General features: G+C 36.4%; 19 protein-coding genes and 1 riboswitch (1 of these 20 only partly in view). All 19 genes read right to left on the bottom strand.

The window, feature by feature from the left end; genetic code table 11:
• On the bottom strand, positions 1–377 hold the 5' portion of the coding sequence (gene ispD / locus CPHY_RS01880) for a 2-C-methyl-D-erythritol 4-phosphate cytidylyltransferase (RefSeq protein WP_012198383.1). It extends 325 nt beyond the left edge of the window; only the first 377 of its 702 coding nucleotides appear in the window; it begins with the start codon at positions 375–377; its stop codon lies beyond the left edge, outside the window.
• A gap of 71 nt (positions 378–448) precedes the next feature.
• Complete coding sequence (tsaD, locus tag CPHY_RS01875; protein WP_049762279.1) at positions 449–1,498, bottom strand: tRNA (adenosine(37)-N6)-threonylcarbamoyltransferase complex transferase subunit TsaD; 1,050 nt, start codon at positions 1,496–1,498, stop codon at positions 449–451.
• A gap of 190 nt (positions 1,499–1,688) precedes the next feature.
• Entirely contained in the window at positions 1,689–2,306 is a 618-nt protein-coding gene (locus tag CPHY_RS01870; protein ID WP_041703077.1) for a DUF6715 family protein, read from the bottom strand.
• Positions 2,307–2,466: 160 nt separating this feature from the next.
• A complete protein-coding gene (locus tag CPHY_RS01865; RefSeq protein WP_012198380.1) occupies positions 2,467–3,381 on the bottom strand; it encodes a ribonuclease Z in 915 nt (304 codons plus the stop codon).
• Positions 3,382–3,651: 270 nt separating this feature from the next.
• Positions 3,652–3,894 carry a hypothetical protein gene (locus CPHY_RS01860; RefSeq protein WP_012198379.1) on the bottom strand — a complete coding sequence of 81 codons (243 nt, stop codon included), beginning with the start codon at positions 3,892–3,894 and terminating at the stop codon, positions 3,652–3,654.
• A gap of 113 nt (positions 3,895–4,007) precedes the next feature.
• The gene (rimI, locus tag CPHY_RS01855; protein ID WP_012198378.1) at positions 4,008–4,442 is read right to left on the bottom strand and encodes a ribosomal protein S18-alanine N-acetyltransferase; all 435 of its coding nucleotides are present in this window, start codon (positions 4,440–4,442) and stop codon (positions 4,008–4,010) included.
• Positions 4,429–5,154: a tRNA (adenosine(37)-N6)-threonylcarbamoyltransferase complex dimerization subunit type 1 TsaB gene (gene tsaB, locus CPHY_RS01850; RefSeq protein ID WP_012198377.1), complete on the bottom strand. Its 726-nt coding sequence runs from the start codon at positions 5,152–5,154 to the stop codon at positions 4,429–4,431. Before tsaB ends, rimI begins: the two co-directional genes overlap by 14 nt.
• A gap of 122 nt (positions 5,155–5,276) precedes the next feature.
• Positions 5,277–5,708 carry a tRNA (adenosine(37)-N6)-threonylcarbamoyltransferase complex ATPase subunit type 1 TsaE gene (tsaE, locus tag CPHY_RS01845; RefSeq protein WP_012198376.1) on the bottom strand — a complete coding sequence of 144 codons (432 nt, stop codon included), beginning with the start codon at positions 5,706–5,708 and terminating at the stop codon, positions 5,277–5,279.
• 14 nt (positions 5,709–5,722) lie between these two features.
• Positions 5,723–6,229, bottom strand: a complete 507-nt coding sequence (locus CPHY_RS01840; protein ID WP_012198375.1) for a YcxB family protein — start codon at positions 6,227–6,229, stop codon at positions 5,723–5,725.
• Between the two features lie 184 nt (positions 6,230–6,413).
• The gene (locus CPHY_RS01835; RefSeq protein ID WP_012198374.1) at positions 6,414–7,160 is read right to left on the bottom strand and encodes an ECF transporter S component; all 747 of its coding nucleotides are present in this window, start codon (positions 7,158–7,160) and stop codon (positions 6,414–6,416) included.
• Positions 7,161–7,418: 258 nt separating this feature from the next.
• A riboswitch (FMN riboswitch) is annotated at positions 7,419–7,556 on the bottom strand.
• A 230-nt stretch (positions 7,557–7,786) separates the two neighbouring features.
• Complete coding sequence (locus CPHY_RS01830; RefSeq protein ID WP_012198373.1) at positions 7,787–10,198, bottom strand: rhamnogalacturonan lyase; 2,412 nt, start codon at positions 10,196–10,198, stop codon at positions 7,787–7,789.
• Positions 10,199–10,293: 95 nt separating this feature from the next.
• On the bottom strand, positions 10,294–12,630 hold the full coding sequence (locus CPHY_RS01825; protein ID WP_012198372.1) for a helix-turn-helix transcriptional regulator: 2,337 nt from the start codon (positions 12,628–12,630) through the stop codon (positions 10,294–10,296).
• 352 nt (positions 12,631–12,982) lie between these two features.
• Positions 12,983–14,596, bottom strand: a complete 1,614-nt coding sequence (locus tag CPHY_RS01820) for an extracellular solute-binding protein (protein ID WP_012198371.1) — start codon at positions 14,594–14,596, stop codon at positions 12,983–12,985.
• A 104-nt stretch (positions 14,597–14,700) separates the two neighbouring features.
• Complete coding sequence (locus CPHY_RS01815; protein ID WP_012198370.1) at positions 14,701–15,609, bottom strand: carbohydrate ABC transporter permease; 909 nt, start codon at positions 15,607–15,609, stop codon at positions 14,701–14,703.
• Between the two features lie 113 nt (positions 15,610–15,722).
• Positions 15,723–16,724 (bottom strand): ABC transporter permease, encoded by a 1,002-nt coding sequence (locus CPHY_RS01810; protein ID WP_012198369.1) that lies wholly within the window; start codon positions 16,722–16,724, stop codon positions 15,723–15,725.
• A gap of 407 nt (positions 16,725–17,131) precedes the next feature.
• On the bottom strand, positions 17,132–19,300 hold the full coding sequence (locus CPHY_RS01805; RefSeq protein WP_012198368.1) for a Tex family protein: 2,169 nt from the start codon (positions 19,298–19,300) through the stop codon (positions 17,132–17,134).
• A gap of 267 nt (positions 19,301–19,567) precedes the next feature.
• On the bottom strand, positions 19,568–21,316 hold the full coding sequence (locus tag CPHY_RS01800) for an ABC transporter ATP-binding protein (RefSeq protein WP_012198367.1): 1,749 nt from the start codon (positions 21,314–21,316) through the stop codon (positions 19,568–19,570).
• Between the two features lie 260 nt (positions 21,317–21,576).
• Positions 21,577–22,581, bottom strand: coding sequence for a 6-phosphofructokinase (gene pfkA, locus CPHY_RS01795; RefSeq protein WP_049762450.1), 1,005 nt, complete (start codon positions 22,579–22,581; stop codon positions 21,577–21,579).
• Between the two features lie 411 nt (positions 22,582–22,992).
• On the bottom strand, positions 22,993–26,553 hold the full coding sequence (locus CPHY_RS01790) for a DNA polymerase III subunit alpha (protein WP_012198365.1): 3,561 nt from the start codon (positions 26,551–26,553) through the stop codon (positions 22,993–22,995).
• Positions 26,554–26,645 lie beyond the last annotated feature (92 nt).

Below are 26,645 nucleotides of genomic sequence, written 5' to 3'. Positions count from 1 at the left end.
TTCTCTTCTACTTCTGAGATTACAGTATTAATTGTATTGGTTTTGATCAGTGGCCTTGCACCATCATGAACCAATACATAATCCGAATCTTTGATTTTATTTAAACCATTTAAGACAGACAAATATCTTTCCGAGCCACCCTCTACGACATGGGTCACCTTACGAAATCCATAAGGCTTTATAATCTCTTCCTTTACATAGGAAATTTCATCGTTTCCAACTACTACTATAATATCTGTAACAAGGCTATTTTCAAAAGCTTTGAGAGAATAATATAATACTGGTTTATCCTTTAATAACATATACTGCTTGGATACACTGCTCTTCATTCGTTTCCCTTGTCCTGCAGCTAATACAATTGCTGTTACCTTCTCCATTCGTAACCCCTACTCTGGCGCTTACGCCTTGAATGAATATACTTTTTTGCGCTTGATTCCAGTATGACCTCCTAACGTTGACCTATCTTTAAGTTAGGTACTGCATTTAAATCTAATCCGCTAAAATTTCCTTTTAGATATTCATAATAAGCCGCTGCACCTATCATTGCTGCATTATCAGTACAAAACAGAGGCGTTGGATGATAAAACTCGAATTGATTCTTTTTACAAGCTTCCTCCATAGCAGATCGCAGTGCACTATTGGATGCAACACCCCCTGCTATTGCAATCTTCTTCATACCATACTCTTTCGCTGCTGCCATTGTATGGGAGATTAAAACATCAACTACTGCCTCCTGAAAGGAAGCTGCTATATCCGCACGGTTAATTGCTTCCCCTTTCATTGTACTAGAATTGATATAATTTAATACAGCAGATTTAACACCACTAAAGCTAAAATCAAATGGACAGCCTTCTATACTTGCTCTTGGAAAAACAATTGCGTTCTTTTTGCCTTCCTTTGCAAGTTTATCAATCTTAGGACCTCCTGGATAACCAAGCCCAATTGCTCTGGCTACCTTATCATATGCCTCACCAGCCGCATCATCGTGAGTTCTTCCGATAATTTCGTAAGTTCCATACTCCTTAACAAGCACAAGATGTGTATGTCCTCCTGATACAATTAAGCATAAAAATGGAGGTTCTAGTTCTTTATTCTCAATATAGTTTGCGCTAACATGTCCTTCTATATGGTGTACCCCGATTAAAGGTAGTTTTGCAGCGTAACTAATTGCTTTTGCTTCCGCAACGCCTACCAATAAAGCGCCAACTAGACCAGGTCCATAAGTCACCGCCACTGCATTCATATCTGTTAATCCCATCTGTGCTTGGCTTAATGCTTCCTCAATTACTTGATTTATTTTTTCCATATGCTTTCTTGACGCTATCTCTGGAACTACACCACCATACAAGGTATGTAAATCTATTTGAGTTGATATAACATTGGATAAAACTTCTCTACCGTTTTTCACTACAGAAGCAGCAGTCTCATCACAGGATGACTCTATTGCCAAAATATATACATCTTCTTTTTCCACTACATCTTTTCGATAATCTTCCATATAACCCTCCATTCTGTCGTAATCCCGCGAATTTGGGCGACAGCACAAATTTGTATGTGAAAAACTTTATTTTTCACATTGACCTCCGTCACTAAAAACAATTTATCGTATAAGCTAAGCTGTCACAAAGGACTCAATTTATCCTTAATGACAGCTCTTTCATAATCTATCTATTACCTAATCATAGTAATTAGTTTGCATCTGCTTTTTCAGCCAATCTCCAACCAAGAATCTTATAAAGTCCAGCTTCATCCTTTTGAAGTAAAAATTCTTGGTGGACTGTATTAAATTCCTTGCCTTCCCTCAGAGAGTAAGTAGCAAGAAGTCTTGCGAACTCTTTTCCATCTTCTTTCCAGGTAACAATACTATTCCCAGAATCTATCGTATAACTTTTAATCTTCCGTTCAGACTTATGGTATTCTGCAACCTCAACTGCTAAATTCATAAGATATTCATCGGAAGGATTCTCTTCTATTAACTCTTTGGCATATAAGTTTTGAACTTTCTCTCCAAGCTTTTTAAACTCTTCATCTGTTAGATCGTCATTATGAATACACATTGAAAATCTACTATACAGCTTAACCACTTCTCTAGGTGTAGCTGGATATGTACGCTCTAAATCCATTACCAGAAGCTTTTGAACCTCTGTCAATTCAATATCTGGCTTATCTTTTTTCTCTCGATTATATAGATAAGCGAAAGAACCGACAATCACACACCCTATAAAAATCATCGTTATCACTGACATAACTGTATTGTTCTTTGAACTCTTTTTAGAACCCTTCATAAAATCAGATCCTTTCCCCACATACTCCCCTTGTGGCATAAGCATTTTTTTTGTTGATAATTCAACCATGTGAATGATATTTATTTATTTACTTTAATATCGATATTTTTGTTTAAATACTTAATAATAATCTGAAAGCAATAGAAAGTTTTTTATAAAACCTCTCTATTGCTTTTCTTAATTATTCATTTTTATCAAATTCTAGAGTGATACTCTTTCTGTCTTTTCCTGCTTTCGCGTTCGGGAATATTTCTTTTGTTTCTTTCATATATTCTTCCGGCCTAGTCAGGGAAGGACTGTAATGAGTCAGCCATAACTCTTTTACCCCTGCTTGCTTCGCAAGTTCTGCTGCCTCATAGAAAGTCATGTGTTTATTCTCTATCGCATTACTCTGTTTTTCTTTTTCTCCATACATACCTTCACAGATAAACAAGTCAGACCCCTGAGCTTGTTCAATTATTTGTGGAACTGGTCTGCTATCTGTGCAATAAGTAAGTTTTATACCCTTACGTTGTGGCCCTAATATCATGTCTGGTGTAAATACTCTACTATCTTTCTCTATCGTTTGCCCCTTTTGCAGGCGACTCCACAACTCTATTGGTACCTCATTCTGCATTGCCATTTCCGGAATAAAACGTCCTGTTCTTTTCACCTCTATCGTATATCCATAACATATTACATTATGATTAACGCGAAATGCATTTATTACATAATCATTGACGCAAATCGTTTCTTGTGGATTTGTAACTTCTATAAAGTTTAATTCAAATGGTAATTCAGGGGCAATTACTCTAAGCGCACTTACAACACGTTCAAGACCTTTCGGACCTATCACAGTTACTGGTTGTGTCCGATCTGCATTTCCCATTGATAATAATAATCCTGGTAAGCCACTGATATGGTCTCCATGATAGTGCGTAAAACAAATTATATCAATAGAATGAAAACTCCAACCTTTTTCACGAATTGCAATTTGCGTTCCTTCCCCACAATCTATTAATAAACTGCTTCCATTTAAACGAGTCATCAACGCTGTAAGCCAACGTCCTGGCAACGGCATCATCCCGCTTGTTCCTAATAAACATACATCAAGCATAATAATTTCTCCAAACTAAGTATCTATTCCAACGAATATATCTTGCATAATATTTCAAAACGCAAGTCTTCGTATGTATAAATCAACTTGTCAATTCTAAATCTATTCCAATGATGATATAAACCATCTTATATATAGCAGATTATACTATCTTAATAATTATTTTGGGGGTAATATAAAAACATAAAATACTCCCACTTGTACTTCATCTTAGCATATTATATACCCATAGGCAAGAAATAATTCAAGACAAAAGCCTTGTGACATACATCACAAGGCTTCCGACTTATCAAAAACTTCAATTGGTATTTTAAATTGTGCAATTAACTGATCATAGCAGTTTTCACAAATAGTAAACCTGTGAACTTCAAGATCCCTGCTTGAAAAAAAACCCCACTCCTTTGACACAACAAAGGCATCTTCTAGTAACATCCCTTTTTCCATGCGCAATGCTCTGCCACAGACATTACATAAAAGATCATTTTTCTTTCGTTCCTTTATCAAATGAGCCATAGCACATTCCTCCACTTCCTTATTATACAATGAAACCAAGGAAAAACACAGTGGAAATCACTGTAAATACTCCTTCATCCCTGCGAAAGACTCCCCAAAATTTCAGTAGAAATCTAAAAATTCAGCCACATAATTATTGCATCTTCTGTCGGATGTGCATAAAAATCTTTACGCTTACCTACACTTTGAAATCCCAGCTGCTCATATAAATGGATAGCAGATTGATTACTTTCGCGAACTTCTAAAGTTACCGCTTCTATATTACATAACTTAGCTTGTTCTAATAGGGATACTAACATTAGTTTTCCTATCCCTTGTTTGCGTTTTTCTTTTTTAACACAAACATTTGTGATATAACCTTCCCCCGTAATATTCCACATTCCACAATATGCAATAAGATTTCCTGAGTCCTCCACAACCAAATAGATATGATCTTTTTCAGTCGCTTCCTTTAAAAAACTCTCTTCACTCCAAGGATCAGAAAAAGTTTCTTGCTCAATAATAGCCATTGCTTTACTATCATTTGGAAGCATTTTACGAATTATCAACTTGCTCTCCTTTCGAAAGTGCCTCTTCTCTTTCCCTCTCCGCCTGGGATTTTCTTAGATAGGTTGGAATATGATCCATCGCGGATTCTAGTTTTCCTTCTTTTATATAATGGAACGCAAGTGCTCCAAGAGCTCCAGCTCTTTGCTTTGATAAATGTGCTGGTGCAAAATAATATGGTACCTTTGTACTTTCTATCAATTGTTTTTGATAAGCTTCTACTCCATCTCCTAAATAAATAACAGGTCTTTGATATTCATTGATTTGATCGATTATCTCTTCTATATCACAAGCTGTTTGCTCTTTTATTACATGAAATTCATTTTTTTCAAAAGAATAAAGCCCGGTATATACTTGATTTCTCCTAGCATCCATCAAAGGACAAATGATAGCTTCCGTTGCAAATAAATTATAGGCCAATGCATCTACAGTTGGTATCGCAATAATCGGTTTATCTAGCGCTAGTCCTAATCCCTTTGCTGTCGCAGAGCCAATACGAAGTCCTGTAAAGGAACCTGGTCCCTTAGCTACAGCTATCGCATCGATTTCTGACAACTCTAATCCTAACATCTTAACACACTCATCAAGCATTGGTAATAAGGTCTGAGAATGTGTTTTTTTATAGTTCACAGTATATTCGGCCAATAACGTATCTTCTGTCATAATTGCAACAGAAGCAACTAAGCCCGAACTATCTAGTACTAATATTTTCATGCTAATAATCTTACCTTTCCATAGCCTACAATCTTTAGGCGCAGATACAATATCTGCTCATTGAGTTGCAAAGCAATTCAATGTGTAAAAAACTTTTTACACTTCTTGTTGTATATCACATCTTATATTTGGTTTTCTTCTACCGAGATGACACGATAGTCAAATCCTTTATCCAAATCTTTTTCTATCGTTATCTGGATATAATCTTCCGGTAAAAGTTCCTTAATACGAACTGCCCATTCTACGAGGCAAACGCCGTCTCCATAGAAGTAATCCTCATAGCCGATTTCCTCCATTTCCTCAATATCCTCTATACGATATACATCAAAATGATAAAGGGGAAGTTCTCCTTGTTCGTATTCTTGCACAATGGTAAAGGTAGGACTACTGATAGGCTCTGCAATTCCAAGTCCAGCAGCGAACCCTTTGGTAAACACCGTCTTTCCAACTCCAAGTTCACCGCTTAGGCAATATACTTGTCCTTTTTGTGCGTTTTCACCCATTTGTTTCCCAAGGCGGTAGGTATCCCCTTCCGTATAACTTTCGTATTTCATACCTTTTCTACCCTCTATTTCTTAAACTTCTTTCTCGCTTCAGGTGCATGCTCTATCACAAGTTTTTTTAGTGCCTCTACATATTCCAAAAGAGCTGCCTTAGGTAAGATATAAGCCCCACGCGTTGACAAATAGAAGTAGAAAGCATGCTTTGTTTCTACTGCTTTCCATATATCTGTCCAATTTATTAGTAATTTTTCTTCTCCCTGGCTTACTAATATCCCTTCCTCATTGATAAAATAATCAATTGGTTTTTGAAACATCGGTGTAAGTTTGACTTGTTTCGCAGCTTTGTAATAAAGCAAAATTGGATTAATAATAGTAAATAGCGACGCTATCAATATAAGCATTAAGTTACTAAAAGCTTGTCCGCCGCCAGCACCAGCAAAAAGAAGAACCAATGCACCCACACTAATAACTAAATTTACAATTCCAGACACACCAATATATGCATGGTGCATCAGAAAACGATACATATCGCTAACCTTAGTTTGGTATTGAAACATAATCTCTTTTTCCATACTACCTCCTCGCCTCATAAGTATACCGAAAAAAGGGTGCCTTTAAACGTATTGTTCAGCCATTTAAGGAGAAGCAATTGAATAAAGACACCCTCTTCCTTGCATTTATAATGCAATTATAGCAGATTACATCGAAATTTCAAGTCTATGCAAACGTAAGTTGTTTGTTCTAAGACAGAAATATCTAATCTTTGTAATCTCCTTTTAGGATTTTACTTATATTTTTGTAAATTAAAATGGTAATTAACGATACCAATGCATATTTTAACAAATTAAATGGTGCAACTGCTAACACTACAAAAGTAAACATACCCTTGATCGCAGATATTTTTTCCGTACCTTGTGCAATAAAAGCTTCAATTGGTATGTGAAAGGCTTCTGAATATTTAGGTAATAAAACAAATGCATTTAAGAAACATCCAGTTAATGTAGCTATTACTGTTCCAACAAGTAATCCAATCACTGCATTTTTCTTACTCTTTCTTAGGAAATAGAAGAAAGATGCTGGAATAATAAATACACAACCCATTAAGAAGTTCGCAAACTCCCCAACAAATGCTGTTGTCGTTCCATTTAATAGTAAGTTTAGGACAATTTTAATAAGCTCTATCGTTATCCCAGCTACCGGACCTAACGTAAATGCACCAATAACCACCGGAAGCTCGCTAAAGTCAAGTTTATAGAAACCAGGGGCAAACCATAATGGAAACTCAAAGAGCATCAAAACAACTGCTATTGTGGAAAGTACTGCTATAATCACCATACTGCGTACACTTTGTTTTCCTCTTCTTTTATCTAATCCGATTTTTTTCCTAATGACACGCTCAGCTGCATAGGCAGCTCCAACAATAATTGCAACAATCGTTACACTTAGCAACAAAAATCCGACATTGGTTTTTGCTACTTCCATTAGTTTCTCCAAGTTTTCCATAACTACGTCTCCTTTTTTTAAGAGGAAGGTTCTAGGAGTAAGCCACTGATTACTTAGTATGGAAGGTACTTTGTTTAAACAAATACGCATCGCCTTGCCATACCATAGGGTAAGTGTGCATCCCTTCGGAGATTAAAAAAGCCCTGATAGTTTACTATCAGGGCGGCTTAAACTCACGTATCACACTACGTTTCAGTGTTGTTGTGCTTCAAAAAAAGATTTGGAAATTTAAATCTCCCCAATCTTCTAATTCATCACAAACTTCTTCTTTCATCCAGACTATACTGTCGGTTTTGGAATTCAGTAATCTTTCCTTACTGTCACCAAATCAACGAGATTAACTCGGTCGCGGACTATACCGCCGGTCGGGAACTACCCCCTGCCCCGAAGAACTTCCTTATTCTATTTGCATTAACATTCTATCCCTTTACATATCAAATGTCAATCAATATCTTACTCTTATTATAGCTTTTTTCTTACTCCTATTATTGCTTATAACTTTTATCTCTCACTTAGTATTACCTTCTCTTTTACTTAATATTACTTTTTGCTTCTATCTTAATACATGTTAGCTAAAGTTTTTGTGAATTTACTTTAATATAATCGTATCTGCTTTCACCAGAAAGCTATAAAACATACTCCCAATCAGTATCTGATGCAAAATAAAACTTTGGATAGCAAGGTTGGTTATAGCAGTTATTCTGCCAGGTAATTCCGGTACGGTATTGTATATCATGCATTAATGTATATAATTTATGATTGGTTAAATCCGTATTAACAAAGATCCGAATTGCACTACTATCTGATGTTCTAAGAAGGAGTTCTTCCCTCCAGTCCCCAAAGATATCTGCTACAAGACAAGGATTTCCCTTCGTTCCGTTATTCGTGGCTACACCTTCTGGTATAAAGATAATTCCATGAGTATTATCATTGATAACACCTGCATGGTTTCCAAATAAGTCTACTCCATCTATAATTTGTGTACTCATATCCGGTAACCAGCGGATACTGAAGTTCGTTCCAAGCAGTTTATCAGGAAGAACCTCCCCCTTAACAGATTGCATCTTTGTTACCCAAGTCTGCAAGCCTCTCACCTTAGGGTTGACATCTCCGACCATACACCGACCTAAATCGGTTTCCGCATACTCTCCAAAGATAACTTCTCCTGTTTCTGCATCACGTAAAGCATAACCAAAAGGTGCATGTTTTGCCCCTTCAAATACCTGAAAAATCTCAAGACCCGGTCTGTCTGGGTCAATATCTGCCACATGCATAGCATCTCCGTGCCCCAATTTGGTATAAGTGCCATCTGGTAGGTAACCGAAACTACTATAAAGAAGACTTCCATCATGATCGATTACCGCTGCACCATAGATAATCTCCTGATATCCGTCTCCGTCAACATCCGCGGTCGATAAACTGTGATTTCCCTGTCCTGCTAATCTACCATATACAGGGTCACTGCCGCCACCTCCATGAGCATTATCCATAAACGGATTATTCATTCTCACATGTCCGCTATCAACATTGAAATATTCTCGAAAACGATTCTCAAAAAAATCATATGCCACTATCGTTGCTCTTGTATAATAACCACGACATACAATAAGATATGGACGTTCTCCATCAAGATACGCTACCCCAGATAAAAAACGGTCAACACGGTTTGCCGGCTCTATTCTTCTCATCGAATAATCTCCCCACACCAAACCATCATCTTCTCTTGGATAAGGAAATGGTATCGTTTCTAATTCTTCCCCTAGGCCTGAAAACATAGTTAGATACTCCGGTCCGTCTATAATAAATCCTTCAAAATGTCGTAAATCATTTCGTTCACTCCTTGACAGAGCATAAACATCAAGAAAATAATCCACCAACTTCATTGCATCCTCTCTTATTAAGGGATACTGATATTTCTTTTCTATGCCAAAACACTCTTCCAGAGTTTGCGGCCAGGTTTTCTCTATAACCATCGGGTGATTATGCCAATTCATAAACACCGTTACCAAATGCTTATAATATCCTTCTGCACTTAAGCGATAATCATCCCGGTTGGAGTACCCGCTGTCTATGTCACATCCAGGCATTGTTATGTAGATTTCCTTTTCCACATTACCTTGCTCATCGAAATAAATCATCTTCGTGCCCGGCGCCGTCTTTACTGCCATCTCTACCTTGCCATCTCCATTAAAATCATATACCATAAACTGAGTATAATGAGCACCTGCCCTAATATTGACCCCCATATCGAGCCGCCATAAAAGTCTTCCTTCTAGCTTATAACAGTCTATATAACAATTTCCTGTATAACCTTTTTGCGATACATCCTTAGAATTACTAGGGTCCCATTTGACAAAATACTCATATTCACCGTCACCGTCCACATCACCGATGCTCATATCATTTGCATGATAGGAGAAGACTTCGCCCGCTGGTGTTGTTCCATCACTTGGTTTTTGTAAGGGTAAATCAATATAGTTGGCACCGCTTCGAAAAGCACTCATTTCCTTCGTTCGCTCAACTTCTACACCATTTTCTAAAACTCCAATCGAATATTTATCCTCAGAAGTTCCCTTTTCATCCACAAAGTTTGTACTATCGGTTACCGTTGTCAACAATTCTCCGTTTTTATACACAAGAAAATCCGCACCGGTTAAACCAGTGCTACAAAACCCACTAACCTCATTCTTCATCAGTCTCCATGCTAGAAAGATTCCCTTTTGTCTTTTTACTACCACAAGTCCTCTTGAAAGCTTTTCAAGCTGTTCGTGAAATGTTTTCCCAATCGGTGTCTTTAACACAGAACTAATAGAAACCTCCTGATCTCCTGAAATAGAAGCCACTTTAAGGTAATGAGCTACATGAGTTGATCTTTCTAGTGTGTATTCAGTTTCTTTTGTTTCTGATAATCTTTTGTACTTCATTCCCTTCGTATCTTTGTCTGCCCAATAGATACGATACGAATTGGCATAAGGATCGCCATCCCATTGTATGGTAACATGTTCCTTATCAAAATCCTTTATTCTTAATCCGGTCACTATTAACACCTCCGTTTCCAAGTACATTAAAGAACTCATACGAATTAACATTATGAACTATACCAATTAGTATTATGAACTCATACGAATTAACATTATGAATTTCTGTCCATCAGTCTAAATTTTCCCGGTGTTGTCCCAACATGTTTACTAAAAAAACGTATAAAGTTCTGTGCATTGGTGTATTTTAATTGTTCTGCAATTTCTGCTACCGATTTGTCCGTTTCTAATAGCATTTTCTTCGCAATTTCAAGTCTTTGTATTGTTACATAATCGGTAAACGTCATATTAATTTTACTCTTCATAATCTTCCAAATATAACTTGGATGATACCCCAGTTGATCTGCACATTCTGTTAATGTGATATCGCTAGAGGTTTCTCTCACCAACTTAACTATCTTATCTAATACAAGATCAGAATTACTTCTTCGGAATGTACTTAACTGTTTAATCACCGGTGAAATAATATTATGCTTATAAAAGCTTCGAATTTTATCTAAATCCGAAAGTTGATTAAATTGCAAAAATACATTTACCGATCCATGACCCAAAATATCATTTACCGAAATACCGGCATCTGTTGCTACTAATATTACTGCTACCATGAATCGATGAAGATAAAAATGAAGCTCATTTAGAACAGCACCGCTTTCTGCCATGTGGTTAATAAAAGTATCTGCCAATAAAAATGCTTTCTCTTTATCGCACTCATCCACTGCTGCCTTCATCTCTTTCTCTAAAATAAGTTCATAGGTATAGTTATTCGAGTTACTATTCGCTATATCAGAATAAAATATAAAGTTTTGCTGCTCACATATGGTATTTTCTCTATTTAAGGTTTCATTATTTTTGACCGCTTCTAAACTTTCATTATAAGCCTGTCTGAATTTCATAAGGCTGTCAAAAGGTTGGCTGATGCCAAAGTTTGCATGATATCCACTTTCCATCACGATATAATCGGTAAGGTGGCGAATCAATTCAATTGATGCCGCTTCAAGTTCTTCTTTTAACTCTCTCGTAATTGTGCAAAGAATTACATTTGAATTTGTAACGGTAGGAAATAAAAGCTGGTCACTAATAAATTCCGGCATGTTTTCCACGATACTTATTTTTATCATATCTTGTTTTGTATAGTCCCAGTCTTCCTCTATTACTTTCGATGAAACACTAATCGTAATCATTGAAATATATCTCATTTTTTCGAATCCAAAGTTTTTTAAATTAGATTCAATATTCTCTTCTCTTACTTCTCCTTTTAATAGACGAAGGACGAACAATTCCTTTAACTGCTTTTGTTGAACCTGTATTAATTCTTTCATATCATTTTTTGAATCAACTAATCGATTAATTCGTTTCCCGATAAATTTGAATTCATTCTCTTTTTGTCCTGCTACCTCTTCTATTTCCTCTATATTTCTTAGATTTGTTACCAACTGAGATACTGGACGATAAATTGTTCGAGAACCTACGACAGAGAAAAGAAAAATAAGTGTCATCATAAATAGTATTAAGAGTCCGGCAGTTATTATAATAGAACTTGCCTCACGAGTCACAATAGCTGGATCATAACTGGATACATAAAGCCATCCATTGGCTCCAGAATAGGAGAAGTTCAAATTAAAACCACTCTTCTTACTAAGTTCATCTCGCCTTTCTACCAAGGATTCTATTGTTGTATTATGTTCTTTTATGTACTCATCAAGAAATTCTGAAACTTCTTTATGCTCTGTGAATAAGAGTTTTCCCTGTGCATCAAAAACGGTCAATTTTCCACTGCTTAAGCTATTTCTAAGAAGTCTTTCAAACCCTACGCTACTTAAATTAACTAACAACAAGCAATTTGGGCTTTTAAGGTTGAGAGGAGCCTTAATCGCTAGCGTAATATAGTCGGATTTAATAACACGATTTCCCTTCCCTTCATTTTCTATACTTAGATATGTCCACTTGCAGTCACTCATCCCAGTATAGAAAAGATCATACAATTGTTCTTGATTTACCACTTCATTTAAAGGATACATACCATTGCTTGTTAAAACCCAACCAGTTGAGAAATTAATAAAATAAAAACTATTGATATAGATCCTTAAGTAGGTTGCACCTAAGAGTTCATCCTGTACTTTCTTTAAATTAGAATAATCGCTGTAAGAAACAATGTTTTTCATAAACCAATCGATAGAATCCTCTTTCACTACATAATCACCCTTCCAAAGGGAAGACATGTAGTTTAATTGCATCGTCTCTGTTACATTTTCTACTTTGTTCCTAACTTGTTCTAACGCTTTGGCATTCGATAAATCGATTTTGTCACTCACTTCATGAATATAGGTATAATAAAAGTACAAGGCCAATAAAATTACCGGCAATAATGCACCTGTCATAATAATTATGAATATTTGCTTTTTATAGTTTATGCTACCTTGTTTTTCCTCCATAGCTTCCTCCATCTTTCGTTTTTATTCCTTATAGCTGGTCAAAGAACCTTACAACACATCGTTAATCATTTCCTAGCTCAAATTGATGGGTTAAATTAAACTCCATTTAACTCCCATTCTTTCAGTACCGCAATATGTATAAAATTATACTATACTATTCTATTATTGTATAAAAAACGTGTATTGACATCTTAGCCCCTTCAGCAAGGTTTTACAAACAAGAAAAAGCACACTTCACGAACTTTCCCTTGGTCACGAAATAAGATGCTACACAACTTACCTCAATTTCTGTACCCAGAGAATTATAATAGTTGTGCAGCATCCATAGGGAGTTTATCCTTAAACTATGAATTTATTTTGTCTTTGCATAGGCATCATTCACTTCTTTAATAACATCACTACCACCGGTGGATGCCCAAAGATTCCAAGCTGCCTTTAATCCATCCTTATTAATCTCACCAACGATGTACTGTGTTCTTGCATCATTGATAATTTGATCAAGGTTTGCACCGTTTAAGGTATATGTTTCAGAGTTTATGATCAAAGCAGCAGCAGGATTGAATACTACATTTTTTTCATTTTGGATATATAATTCTGCTTGAATGTCCTGTCTTTCTGTAGTCGGTATCTTAATTCCTGTAATCGTATTGGTTGGAATATAAGCTACGGTCTGATTCAATGCCTCATAATCAAGAAGTAATGTGTCCTTATTATCACCCTTAATATCAGTGAAAACATTGTTTTCGTCTAAGGAATAGTGGATATCCTTAAGACCGTAGGAAGAAAGAATTTGCATCTCATCATCATTCATCTTATCTAGGAAATGTAATGCAGCTTCTACGTCAGCTTCTGTTTTACAACCACCCTTTGTCAGTACAAAGAAACCATTATAGCCTGCTGTAGCAAGTGTATGCTTTTGTCCCCCTGCTGTTTTAGCAATACCTCCCCCCATTGCAAAGGTTGCAATAGTACCGTCATTTAATACACTAGGAATGTTATTGTTTACATAGTAATCCCATACTTTTCTTGCATTATCAATCGTGTCGATATACATACCTGATATACCATTCTTATTATCATCCGTCCAAGTTCCTGTCTCACGTACTGCCCAATCCTTTGCAATTAAGCCATCATCATATAACTTCTTAAACCAGTCCAGTGCCTCTTCATACTCCGGTGTCTGATGTACCGGAACCAAGGAACCATTTTGATCTACCCAACCATTACCACAGCCAAACCAAGTCTGCATAATATCAAGTGGTCCTGTATATTTACAAAGGTTTAACCCATATGTATCCTTTTTTCCATTACCATCCGGATCACCATAGGTAAACTGATATAGCATATTATATACATCATCAATTGTCTCAGGCTCTTTTAAACCTAATTTATCTGCCCAGTCCTTACGGTATCCAAAACCGTTACGTCCAAGCGTTCTTGCGCGGTATATCCCGTATAAACTACCGTCAACAGACACCATATTGCTGATATTTTTATTAGCTTTTGAAAGATTTGGATATTTCGCCTCATCATAAATAAAGTCGTTTAAATCCCAGAAGGCACCTGCTCTTGCATTATTTACTATGTTTGCATTGAAAGAACCACATGCGATAATCATTGGCATATCAGAACCAGAAGCCAAGGTTAAACTTAATTTATCCTCATATGCATCACTAGGTACAAATTGAAACTCAAGATTAGTTTCCGTATAATCTTCTAACACTTTAATTACTTGTTCTGCATTTGGCCCCATCATAGCTTGACCGGAATAGTCAAATGACATAATACTAACTTTCGGTCTTTCTTTTGGTGTATTACTTACTCCAGCATTCTCATTCCCCTTTGGAGGCTGCGTAGCAACATTACCTTGGCCGCCTGTCTTTTCTTCCTTAGCGCTACATCCTGCAAGACTCGTAACAACGAGAGCAGCAGCAAGTAACATGGATAATAACTTTTTCTTTCTCACAATAAACCCTCCATTCATAATATATAGCTTTTTATAAAGACATACTGCGGTCTCTCACCCTCCCACAGCAACATCCTACAACAAACGCCTTGCAGCGATAGTTGTCATCCTTTCACAGAACCAACCATAACTCCTTTTGCAAAATGCTTTTGTACAAAAGGATATACCATAAGAATTGGCACTGTTGTAATCACAGTCGCAGCCATACGAATCGCAACCGTCGGTGGGGCACCAAAATCCCCCCAGTCAATGAGGCTTCCATCTTTTGAAATACCTTGGGAAGTCATAACTATTTGGCGCAAGAATAACTGAGCTGTATATTTTTTCTGACTGTTTAAATAAATCATCGGTCCAAAGTAATTGTTCCAATATCCAACTGCTGTAAACAAAGTTATGGAAGCAAGTACAGGTTTTGATAACGGTAAGGCAACCTTTCTAAAGATCTTCCAGTCAGAAGCCCCATCAATTCTTGCTGCATCTTCAAGTTCTAGTGATAAACCCTGAAAGAATTTTTTTATAATAATCATGTTAAATGCATTAATCGCTCCTGGAATAGTCAAAGCAAGATAACTATCGTACCAACCAATACCACGTATCAACATAAACATTGGAATCATCCCAACTGGTAATAGCATTGTTAAAATTACCATGTTTAAAATAAGATTTTTTCCCCTGAAACCTCTCCTTGATAGCGGATATGCGAATAATGTCATTAAAATCATGTTCATAATTGTACCGACTGTTGTTAAATATAATGAATTTTTGATACCTAGTATAATTGCCCCTGTTTTTATTATGTAATGATATGCATTCCAGGAAATTTGACTCGGAATAAGAAAAAATGCTCTTTCAATTAACTCTTTCTCTGTAGCAAATGAACCTGCTACAATATATAAAAATGGTAACAGCGTAATCAATGCACATAAACCACAGAATGAATATATGATACCCGTTACCACACGGGTACTAAGTCTACCCTTAATGCCTTTTCTTTTATACGTAAATATTTTCATGTTCTCCCTCATTTCCGTGCTGCTTTTTGTCTCGCATATAAGACAATGCGTCTCTTCAAGTTTGTGGCTACATTACAGACACAAAGTGAAGTTCTCTCTTCACTACATCCAAATTAATATAACCCATCTTCGCCGCTTTTCTTAGCTATCTTATTTACTGTCAATACCATCACTGTACCAACAATACCTTTGAATAAGCCAACTGCCGTAGCATAAGAGAAGGATCCTTGTGTAATACCCTGTTTGTATACATAGGTATCGAATACTTCTGAGACAGAACGATTTAATGAGTTCTGCAAAAGGAATATTTGCTCATATCCAGTATTTAAAATAGATCCAACCCGAAGGATTAACATGGTTATTATAGTTGCTTTTATCGCGGGTAACGTAATGTGCCACATTTTCTTCCATCGTCCTGCGCCATCCACTTCTGCTGCTTCGTATAACTGAACGTCCACCCCAGCTAAAGCCGCCAGAAAAATAATTGTACCATATCCGGTTTCTTTCCATACTGTTTGAAGAAGTAAGATTGGCCTAAACCATGGTTTACTTGACAAAAAATCAACTGTGTGGCCGGTCATAGCCTGTATCAACTGATTGATAACACCATTCGATTCATTTAAGATTAAGTAAGTAAGACTATATACTACGACAAGTGATATAAAATGAGGTATGTATACACATGTCTGGACAATATTCTTATATCCATTATGCTTAATCTCATTTAACAATAGTGCTAATATAATCGGCATTGGAAAAAAGATAAACAAATTCATAAACGATATCGCCAATGTGTTCGTTAGTAGCATTGCAAAGTCTTTTCCTGCAAAGAAGTTTTTAAAATGCATCCATCCGACCCAGTCACTTCCTGCTATTCCTTTATAAGGACTATAATTTTGAAAAGCAATAATATTAAAAAGCATTGGTACATAGCGGAATACGATAAAGTAAATAATTCCCGGTAATACCATGAGATATAAAATATAATGTCGTTTGAAATATTTAAAAAAAGGAATCTTTTCCTCATATTCTATCTCTTTCTTTTTCTTGTGGCGTCGAAATCTCTGTTTACTCGTATTTACAATTGCCACTGCATCTTGTTTGGTTGATTCCATCTTCTAGTCTTTCCCCCTTTGAATACTTGTTGAGCTGATTGTTTTAATTAATTGTGCATTTTCTACATATTACCAACGATTATTCTGTTGTTTTATATGCAAATGTTATCATCCGTTCGAATAAAACTCAATAATCATAATCTTTCATTTTCTATTTCGCTGTATTTCCCGCAATAAATGATGGTGTGATTTGTTAATTTCATCTAATAATCAAAACATCTACTAACTCGAAATTTCCGGTTTCAATATGAGTATTGGTCTCAAGACTCCATAGATACAGCGAGCTAAATAAGGGGGTAAGCAGATGCAGTATGACTGCTGGACAAAATAAAAATACCAGATTACTTGAATTCTTAACGGATACATTCAAGACATCTGGTATTTTACTATTATAATTATATTTTGTTTTATAAAATCATAGAGAGTTGTATTCTTTTTTTCGATACATCTACACTTAAAACTTTTACTTCCACTATATCTCCTACACTAACGATATCAAGTGGGTGCTTAACAAATTTCTGCTTTGACAATTGTGATATATGAACCAAACCATCTTGATGAACTCCAATATCAACAAATGCTCCAAAATCAATGACATTACGTACAGTACCCTTTAAAATCATACCCTCAGTTAAGTCTTTCATATCAAGAACATCGGTTCTTAAGATTGGTTTTGGCATCTCTTCTCTTGGGTCTCTGCTTGGTTTTTCTAATTCCTTAATGATATCAGTTAAAGTAATTTCACCAATCGAAAGCTCCTGTGCCATCTTCTTTTTATCCTTAACTTTCTGGCTAATCGATTGTTCTCTTTTAGCATCTACTTCTTTTGCTTTCGCTTGTAACTCTCTTAAATCTTTCACTTCAAGCATCTCTAGAAGTTTTTCAGCTGCTTCATAAGATTCTGGATGCACACTAGTTCCATCCAGAGGATTATCTCCATCATTAATTCGTAAAAATCCTGCACATTGTTCAAAAGCCTTTGGCCCAAGTTTCGCAACCTTTAATAATTGCTTTCGATTCTTAAACTTTCCATTTTCCTCACGGTAAATAACAATATTCTTAGCGATTGGTTTTGAAATTCCAGAAATATATTCAAGTAAGGAAGCTGATGCAGTATTTAGATCTACTCCAACTTTATTTACACAATCTTCTACAACTCCGCCTAATGCTTCGCTTAGTTTCTTTTGGTTCATATCGTGTTGATATTGACCTACGCCGATCGATTTAGGATCAATCTTTACTAACTCAGCTAATGGGTCCTGAATTCTTCTTGCAATAGAAGCGGCACTTCTTTGTCCAACATCAAAATTAGGAAACTCCTCGGTTGCTAACTTACTTGCTGAATATACCGATGCTCCAGCCTCATTTACAATTACATAAGAGATTGGCTCAGTAATTTCTTTTAATAAGTCTACAATAATCTGCTCGGATTCTCTGGAAGCAGTACCATTTCCAACAGAAATTAAGGTAATCTGATATTTCTTAAATAATTTCTTTAAAACTGTCTTCGCTTCCTCTACCTTATTTTGTGGTGCTGTCGGATAGATTACTACAGTATCTAATACCTTTCCTGTTGCATCTACTACAGCCAGCTTACAACCGGTACGAAACGCTGGATCCCATCCAAGTACAACTTGTCCAGCAATTGGAGGCTGCATTAATACTTGAGTTAAGTTCTGGCCAAAGACTACAATTGCACCATCCTCTGCTTTTTCCGTCAAATCGTTTCTGATCTCACGTTCAATTGCAGGTGCGATTAAACGGTCATAACTATCTGCAATTGCTACTACAAGATAATCATTGGTATGTGGATTATCTCTCTTTATCACTTTACCCTTAAGATAATTCATTATTTTCTCAGTTGGCGCTGTAATCTTTACTGTAAGAAATTTCTCATTTTCACCGCGATTTAAGGCTAAAACTCTGTGACCCGCTACCTTAGAAATTTTTTCACTATATTCATAATAAAGTTCATATACAGATTCGGCTTCTGCATCCTTTGCGGCGGAAGTTATACTTCCTTCTTCAAAGGTAAGCTTACGTATGTGGATACGATAATCCGCTTCATCAGAGATGCTTTCTGCAATAATATCCAGTGCTCCTGCTACAGCGTCTTTAGCAGAACTTACTTCCTTCTCTTCCGATACATAGTCTTCTGCTAATTCTAAGATATCCCTAGAAATTTCCTGAGCAATGATGATTTCTGCCAGTGGCTCCAATCCCTTCTCTTTTGCAATTGTCGCTCTGGTTCTACGTTTTGGACGATATGGGCGATATAAGTCTTCTACTACTACTAAGGTTGCCGCAGCTTCAATCTGTGCCTTTAACTCTTCTGTTAATTTTCCCTGTTCTTCGATACTTGCAAGTACAGAAGCCTTCTTCTCTTCCAAGTTTCGCAGATAGGTTAAACGCTCTGATAGACTTCGTAGTACCTCATCATTTAAAGAACCGGTAACCTCTTTTCGATATCTAGCAATAAAAGGTATCGTATTTCCCTCATCGATGAGCTTTACAGTAGCTTCGACCTGTTCCAGTTTAATTCCTAACTCTTCTTTTAATTGTTCGAAAATTTTCATTCGGATAGCTCCTATTCCTGCACATGTTTTCTCACTTTCAGTTTGTAGCAAATTCCTTTGGTACAACACTGTCCATAAATTAAAAATTCGTTCCTTTTATTCTTGTGCAATCTTTCGATTTATTTTATCATTCCAATGTTTAGAACGCAAGCGATTCACCTTTTAACGGGATTGAAACTTAGGATGATGATGCCTGTTGCTTTCCATAATTTAAAAATTTCTTTGGATTATGCTTATTGCTTTTCATAATTTAAAAATTTCTTAGGATTATGCCTGCTGCTTTTCATAATTCAAGTGATAAAGGGAGGCATAAATACCGTCTAACGATAACAGCTTTTCATGAGTTCCTTGTTCTTTGATACCTTCTTCTGTTAATACGATAATGTTTCTCGCATTTTTTATCGTTGTTAATCGATGAGCAATAACAAAGGTGGTTCTGTTTTTTGCTAATTTTTCTAAAGACTCTTGAACTATCTTTTCACTCTCATTGTCAAGCGCTGATGTCGCCTCGTCAAAGATTAGGATAGGTGGGTTCTTTAAAAATACTCTTGCAATGCTTAGTCTTTGTTTTTGTCCTCCCGATAGTTTCACACCACGCTGTCCAATATAGGTGTTGTATCCTTCCGGAAGATTCATAATGAATTCATGTGCATTTGCATTCTTTGCTGCTTCAATAACTTCCTCCATGGTAGCATCTAAATCGCCATAGCGGATATTATCTGCAACTGTTCCTGCGAAAAGATAAACATCCTGTTGCACAATTCCTATGTTTTTTCGTAAGGATTTTTGAGTTAGGCTACGAATGTCCTGTCCATCAATTGTAATTCTTCCTGTGCTTACTTCATAAAATCTAGGGATTAAGCTACACATGGTTGTTTTTCCTACACCTGAGGAACCTACAAGTGCAATATATTCACCAGCTGGTACCTGCAGATTGATATTTCTAAATACTTCGCTGGTTGTATCTTGATATTTAAAAGATACCTCTTCAAAGCTAATATCTCCACGAACATTTTTCAGTTCTTTTGCATCTGGTGAATCTACGATATCCGGATTCGTCTCAATTATCTCCATAAATCGGCTAAATCCTGTGACACCATTTTGGAATTGTTCTGTAAAGTTAATCAGTTTACGTATTGGCTCTATGATATTATTAACATATAACATAAAGGTTAACATATCACTTAGCAGAATTCCACTGAGTGCAATCAATATTCCGCCACCAACAATCACAGCAACATTAATAAGATTTGTAAAGAACGAAAGTCCAGAATGAAAGGTTGCCATTTGCCAATATGCATGACTCTTACTATCGACGAAACGCTTGTTACCTGCATCAAACTTCGAGGTCTCACAATCTTCATTGGCAAAAGATTTTACTACACGAATTCCGGATAAGTTATCTTCAATCTGTGCATTGATATCTGCAATTCTCTCACGGTTTTTACGAAAAGCACGGTTCATTCGACCTTTCATAATGTAAGCAAATATAAACATCATCGGAATGAACAAGAAAAGTATGATGGTTAATTTCCAGTTAATACGAACTAAGATAATAAATGCACCAACGAATTTGATAATTGAGATTACAATATCTTCAGGGCCATGGTGGCATAGTTCGGTGATATCAAACAAATCGTTTGTGATACGAGTCATTAATTGCCCTGTTTTTTGATTATCATAAAAGTTAAAGGATAGCTTTTGGAAATGTCCAAAGATTTCATTTCTCATATCATATTCCATCTTTGCACCCATGATATGTCCTTTATAAGCAATAAAGAAGTTACATCCAAATTCAAGTATTGCCAATCCGATTAGCACAGCTGCCATTCGTATAATTATTTGTATTGCTTGATTAATTTCGTTGTTAACTAATACATCCTGTGTAATGTAACGAACGATTAACGGATAAACCAAGGAAATACCAGCAGCAGTTAATGCACATAGCATATCTGCTAAAAATAGTTTCCAATACGGTTTATAATAAGATAAGAATTTTTTTGCTCTGGGGTTCATATGTTGTCCTTTCTTTGATAGTATTTCATAATCTACTATATATCACCTGCCATAGCATTTATTACAATATATAGTGATCAATAAGCAACAAGAAAGCCGTTAATAGAGTAATCTGCTTATTCTAGCATAATTTACTTTATTAACAGCTTTTTAATATTCTAACTCTATTCTACTTAAAATTCGCTTTAAAATCAATAGTAGAAAGAAACTATCCTACTTTCTTGTACGATTATGAAATTCTACTCTTTTAAAACGATCACTTATCTTGATAATTTCTTTGACATCTGGAATAAGTACTCATCCAAATCCTTTTTCATTGCAAGAGCCTCATTGATATCAAAGTCTACAAATTCACCATGTTTATAAGCAACAACTCGGTTACTGCCACCTCTACATAGGATATCTACTGCTTTTGCTCCCATGGCTGATGCATAAACACGATCTTTACAAGTTGGACTACCACCACGTTGAATATGTCCAATAATAGTAGCACGAGTTTCCATACCAGTTGCAGCTTCAATTCTTTTCGCCATTCCATAGGAATCGCCGATTCCTTCTGCATTTACAATGATATGATGTTTCTTACCAATTTTGCGCTTTTCAATGATGTTACTAATAATTCTCTGCTCATCATGGTCATAACGCTCTGTTGTAAGAACATCTTCTGCACCATTTGCGATGCCACACCATAATGCGATATATCCAGCATTTCTACCCATAACTTCAATAATGCTGCAACGTTCATGGGAAGTTGATGTATCACGAACTTTATCAATTGATTCCATTGCTGTATTTACAGCTGTATCAAAACCAATTGTATAATCTGTACATGCGATATCAAGATCAATGGTTCCTGGAAGTCCAACAGTATTAATTCCTCTTGCTGCTAATTGCTTTGCACCTTGGAAAGAACCATCTCCACCAATCACTACTAATCCATCAATTCCATGCTTTCTACAGACTTCGGCGCCTTTATCCTGACCCTCTTTCGTAACGAACTCAGGACAACGAGCTGTATATAATATTGTACCACCACGTTGGATGATATCTGACACACTATTTGCATTCAGATCAATAATATCTTCTTCTAAAAGTCCTGTGAATCCTCTGCGAATTCCCTTTACCTCTAAACCATTCGCTAATGCTGTACGTACTACTGCACGAATAGCAGCATTCATACCAGGAGCATCTCCACCACTTGTTAATATACCAATTGTCTTTACATTACTAGTAATTTCATTTGAAGCACCCAACTGCTCAAACATTACATCCTTCGAACTTGTCATAGTACTACCTCCAGAATTTATATGATTTTGTATATAATTCTTGCTAGGATCAACATACGCTTTCATGGCTAGTCCTAATATAATGGATATTAGGATTTGATAACTACCATCATCGGTAATGTTTACAAGGGAACTCCCTCAAAACTCCCTTGCTATAAATACAAGACAAGGTTACTCTAGGCAATCTGCCTTGACGCCTTGTCTTGGATAAATACTTCCTTTTATCTGCGTATATTGTAATCTATTCAATACTTTTTTTCAATAGCATTTTGTGCGAAAATATGCGAAAATATGAGGTTTTTTTGGTACTTTGACTTGAGTTTTCCAATGAAAGCGCTTACATTTCTTTCAGAATCTTTCATTCCATTAAATGGTTGCTTTTATGGAAACTTATAACTTTTCAACAACTTTTATATTCTCCTCAGAAAATGCATTTCTTAGGTTTTCAAGAAGTCCCTCTTCGATAATAACACTTTGACTTAGTGGTAATTTTTTAATCGCTTTTTCCTTCTCACAATATACTGTAATACGATCATTGCCATCATAATTCTTTATGATTTCATACAATGCCTTTTCGTTATTTAAAAATGCTTCTTTATCCGAGAATTTTACCCATAACTCTTTACTAATATCCGCAAAAGGAGTTATCGATTGACAGATTAATTTTGCCGGTTTATCCTCTTCTACTGCCACTTTTCCTTTGATAAATACTCGATTATCAATTTCCAATGTGTATTTAAACTTCTCGTAATCACGTGGGAAGATGATGACTTCCATCGTACCAAACATATCTTCCAATGTAATGAATGCCATAACAGCGTTCGTTCTCGTTGTTTTTAACGTTCGAGAGGTTATCATACCACCAACAGTAACCGTATCACCATCTGCTACTTTTACTGTATTCGTCTCCTCTTCGACGATAAAATCCGCTGTATTCGCAGTTGCATTTCTTTTTAACAGTAGTTCATAGGCCTCTAATGGGTGACCGCTAACATAGATTCCAAGTACTTCCTTCTCAAATGCAAGTAACTCTTCTTTCGAATATTCCCCTACCTCTGGGAAAATAATCTCCTCATTCATAACCTTCGCATCACCATCAAGATCAAACAGGCTCATCTGCCCCGTCATCGCTCTTTTCTTTTCTTGGCTTACTCCATCTAGTACCCCGACATAGACATGCATTAATTGCTTTCTTGTTCCTGGCATGCTGTCAAAAGCGCCTGATTTGATGAAACTTTCAATGGTTCGTTTATTCACTTCTTTTCCAGAAAGTCTTGACGCGAAATCCTTTAAGTTAAGATATGGACCATTTTCTTCTCTCTCAATTACCAAGGCATCAATCACTGGTCTTCCAAGCCCTTTAATTGCAGAGAGTCCATATCGAATATTTTCACCACTTACCGTAAAGGTAGCATATCCATCATTAATATCCGGTGGTAGAAGTTTTATTCCCATCTGGCGGCAAGTATAGATATATTCTGCCACCTTACTTGGATTATCAATCACGGAAGTCATTAGTGCTGCCATGAACTCTACCGGATAGTAACATTTTAGATATGCTGTTTGATAAGATACTACCGCATATGCAGCCGCATGAGATTTATTAAAAGCATATTTTGCAAAGTCTGTCATCTCATCGTAGATGTGATTGGCAACGGCTTCTGGAATACCTTTGGATATACAACCAGGTACCCCTTCTTCAACATTTCCATATACGAAGCTTTGTCTCTCTTTCTCCATTACGGATGCTTTCTTTTTCGACATTGCACGGCGCACCAAGTCACTTCGTCCAAAGCTATATCCTGCAAGCTCTCGAACGATCTGCATAACCTGCTCCTGATATACGATACAACCATAAGTTGGTGATAAGATTGGTTCTAGTTCCTTACATTCATACTGAATACTTTTTTGATTATTTTTTCCTTGAATGTATTTTGGTATAAAGTCCATTGGACCAGGACGGTATAAAGAGATACCGGCGATAATATCTTCTAGGTTCTGAGGTTTTAATTCCTTCATGAAACTCTTCATTCCTGAGCTTTCTAGCTGAAAAATACCCTCTGTCTTTGCAGAAGAAATTAAATCCAATACTTTTGAGTCATTATAATCAATTTCATCAATGTTAAGAAAATTCTCTTCGGTCTCTCCGAGTCTAGCTTTCGCTTGGTTCACAAGCAAAACTGCATTTTGAATTACTGTTAAGGTACGAAGTCCTAAAAAGTCCATTTTGAGTAATCCAAGTTCCTCTAAGGTAGTCATCGTAAACTGAGTTGTAATGGAATCATCTGATGACCTAGATAATGGAACATATTCATCTGCCGGAGCATTACTGATAACAACGCCTGCAGCGTGCATGGAGGTATGGCGTGGTAAACCCTCTAAACGCTTTGACATATCTATTAAATGCATTACTTCTGGATCAGATTCATAGAGCTTCTTTAAATCCGGATTAATATTAAGTGCTTTTTCAATGGTAATCCCAAGTTCTGTTGGAATCATCTTTGCAACCACATCAACTGAAGCGTACGGCATATCAAGTGCACGACCCACGTCACGGATTACCGCTCTTGCTGCCATTGTTCCAAAGGTAACAATCTGAACTACTCGATCCTTTCCATACTTCGATACCACATAATCTATCACTTCCTGACGACGCTCGAAACAAAAATCGATATCAATATCTGGCATCGTAAGACGCTCTGGATTTAGAAATCGCTCAAACAAGAGGCTATATTTGATTGGGTCAATATTTGTAATCTCCAAACAGTAAGAGACAACACTTCCCGCAGCACTACCACGACCAGGACCTACAATAATATCATTGTCTTTTGCATATTTAATAAAGTCCCAAACAATTAAGAAATAATCGACAAATCCCATGTTCTCTATTGTTTCAAGCTCATAGTTTAATCTATCCCAAAGTTCCGTTGATGGGTCCTTATAGCGACGTACCAATCCCTCTTCACAGAGCTTTCTTAAATACTCTCTGGCCAAAATATCAGTGTTTGTACTGATATTTTGGCTTGCACTGATGTCGCCCTCATCATCAGTGCTTCCACTTCCAGGGCTTACTGTATAAGGCGCTGGGACATCATATTTCGGAAGTTTATAATGACCAAATTCAATTGTTACATTACAACGCTTTGCTATCTCCTCTGTATTTTGAAGCGCCTGCAGAGCATATGGAAATAACTCTCTCATCTCCTCTGGAGATTTCATGTAAAATTGACCACCCGCATAACGCATACGATCTTCATCCGTTACTTTCTTCTGTGTTTGGATACAAAGTAAAATATCATGGGCAGTTTCATCAGTGTCATAGGTGTAGTGAATATCATTGGTAGCAACCAGTGGAATATTGGTTTCTTCACTTATTCTTAGTAAACCTTGATTCACTGACTTTTGCTCCGGATAACCATGGTCTTGCAATTCCAAAAAGAAATTCCCAGCACCGAAAATCTCTTGCAACTTTAAGGCCGATGCTTTCGCTTCTTCAAAGAAATTTCTTCGAAGCATCACTGCAACTTCACCAGCAAGACATGCCGACAGCGCTATGATACCTTCGCTGTATTCCTTTAATAATTCATGATCTACTCTTGGTTTATAATAAAAGCCTTCTGTGAAGCCCCTTGATACAATTTTAATTAAGTTGTGATAACCGATATCATTCTCCGCTAATAAAACAAGATGATGATATCGTTCCTCACTCGCACTACCTTCTTTATCAAATCTGGAGTTTGGTGCAACATAAACTTCACAACCGATAATTGGCTTTATTCCTTCTGCCAAACATGCACGGTAGAAATCAATAACACCATACATAACTCCATGATCCGTAATTGCTAGTGCATCCATCCCAAGTTTTTTCGCTTGGGCAGCCATTTCCTTTATTTTACCAGAGCCATCTAGTAGACTGAACTCTGTATGCACATGCAAATGTGTAAAACTCATAATTTCCTCATTTCTGCGCTGCTTTGTTCCTCTCAAGTGAGCTGCAACGCGAGCACATACTTGATGTATAAACGATTTATCTTTTACTAAGT

The sequence above is a fragment of the Lachnoclostridium phytofermentans ISDg genome (assembly GCF_000018685.1).
GTDB classification, from domain to species: Bacteria; Bacillota; Clostridia; order Lachnospirales; family Lachnospiraceae; genus Lachnoclostridium; species Lachnoclostridium phytofermentans.
This window is presented reverse-complemented; position numbering and strand designations above follow the sequence as displayed.